Raw genomic sequence first — 1,896 nt, 5'->3', positions numbered from 1 at the left:
TCGCTGCCCGAGAGATAGTTGACCGCATTTTCCACGTTGGCGCGGACTTCTTCCATGTTCTTGCGAATCTCTTCCTGAATCTGCTGAATGTCCATTGTCTCAAACCTCCATAGGGTTAGCATCGTTTTGATGTATTACAAAATACGACAATGACGCGGGATGTCAAGAGAATTCTTGACGCGGTGCGCGATTTTGATGGAGGATGGGTAAGTCACTGGAATTGTTTGGAAAACTAGCTCTCGGCAACCGTCGCCAGATCGATCACGACGGATTCCAGACCGCTGACGACCTGGGCCATTCGTTCGTAGTCGATCTTCTCCGGGGTATCGCTGGCTTCGTGGTAGTCGAAGTACCGGAACGGGGCGGTGTCGGTGACCATGATCGCGTCGTAATCGTGTTGCCAGAAAGACCAGTGATCGGACCAGCCAACGCCCGGCAGAAATCCGGGTAACGCGGCACCCTGGCTGGGAAAGGTGGAGGCCTGCTGAAATTGTTTCAAGCACTGCCGCATCAATCCGAACGATCCAACATTGCCGACAAAGGCGACGAAGTTTCCGGTGTGCGGGTAGAACGCATCAAGACCCGGCGGATAGCGCTGCGAGCCCGGAACGTCGGAGTAGTAGCCAAGTGTTTCGAGAGAGAGCATCGCCACGACATGGTCGTTTGTTCCTCGCAGGTGCTTCGCATACTGCATGCTTCCCATTTCTCCGGTCTGAAAAAACGGGGGTTCCTCGGTTGTGAAGGCAACGAGGTGAAGCGCGCGATCCAGGTTCCTGCCGCGCAAGGCACGCGCGAGTTCGAGGAGCGCGGCAATTCCGCTCCCATTGTCGTTTGCAGCGGGCGTTCCCAGCGCCGAGTCGTAGTGTGCGCCGACTACGACGATTTCGTGGGGGCGCTTGCTGCCCGGTATGACCGTCGCGAGGTTCTCCACGTCGATACCACCGGCCTCAAAGGCATTGGAGATCACTTCATACTCAAGTTTTCGGAACTCATTTCGGACGTAGTCGGCACTCCGGGAAAGCATTTCCGGCGTGGAGAAGGCGCTGCGCTCTCCGATATCCGTGGCCAGGGCGCTGACGTGAGCCTTGAGCCGCGCAGCCATTTCGTCGAGTCCAATCGGACTGTTTGTTGCGACAACTTGCGGTTGGCCGCCGGGCATGAAGCCGGTGGTGACAGCGAGGAAGCCTACGATCACCGCGCAGGGAATCCAGCCAATGAGCATCGGAAGCGGAGCGAAAACACCCACGACGCCGCGTAGCACCGGACGGGTTATGCCCTTGTGTGCTGCCAGCGCCCCAATCAGGACGCCAAAAGAGAGCGACGCAAGCGACGCTTTTGCGCCGAGTTCGGCACCTTTGAGCCACGGAAATGTGAATGTGATGCCGGACAGTGGCGAGACGAGGCTGTACCAGACCGCATAGTAAATGTCGTAGGATGCGGCGCTGACGATCTTTGATGGATACGCGCACCAATAGAGGACGCCAAGCGAAGCAAAGATAAGAATAATCGGGCCGATCTTGCTGGCAGGTGAAACCGGAGATTTCTCCGGCGTGCCGGAAGAACCCTGATCCGAAGGCTCAAAGCTGGGCATACGCGACTCCCGCGTTACCCCATACCCCTGCACTGACTTTACGAAAACTTGGAGACCAGCACCATACGCAGTGCGTCGGAGAACTCATGTGGTCCACGTAAATTCTGCGGTCCATCTCGGGTCATTTCGGTCCATCGTGGGCCATCGTGGGTCACGCCCCTTGCGGGATTTTCTTTCTTTCCCATACTGAAAAAAGAAGGGCCTGAGCCCCAACCATCCCTGCTCCCCTTCCGGGGGAGCTGTCACCGAAGGTGACTGAGGGGGTTGTGCGGGCGGTGTTTCGGCTCTGCAGCGCGGCGGTACGC

Annotated in this window: 1 protein-coding gene; it reads right to left on the bottom strand. The window is 57.6% G+C overall.

Going from position 1 to position 1,896, the window contains the following annotated elements; translation table 11 throughout:
* Positions 1 to 232: 232 nt before the first annotated feature.
* Positions 233 to 1,222, bottom strand: a complete 990-nt coding sequence (locus KDH09_00375) for a M28 family peptidase (protein ID MCB0218120.1) — start codon at positions 1,220 to 1,222, stop codon at positions 233 to 235.
* Positions 1,223 to 1,896: the final 674 nt, after the last annotated feature.

The sequence above is a fragment of the Chrysiogenia bacterium genome (assembly GCA_020434085.1).
Classification (GTDB): domain Bacteria; phylum JAGRBM01; class JAGRBM01; order JAGRBM01; family JAGRBM01; genus JAGRBM01.
The sequence above is the reverse complement of the archived record's forward strand: the minus strand, read 5'-3'. Positions and strand labels throughout refer to the sequence as shown.

Bases quoted from the DNA above. Each gene is read 5' to 3' on its own strand.
- KDH09_00375 (MCB0218120.1), bottom strand. From the start codon at position 1,222: ATGCTCATTGGCTGGATTCCCTGCGCGGTGATCGTAGGCTTCCTCGCT.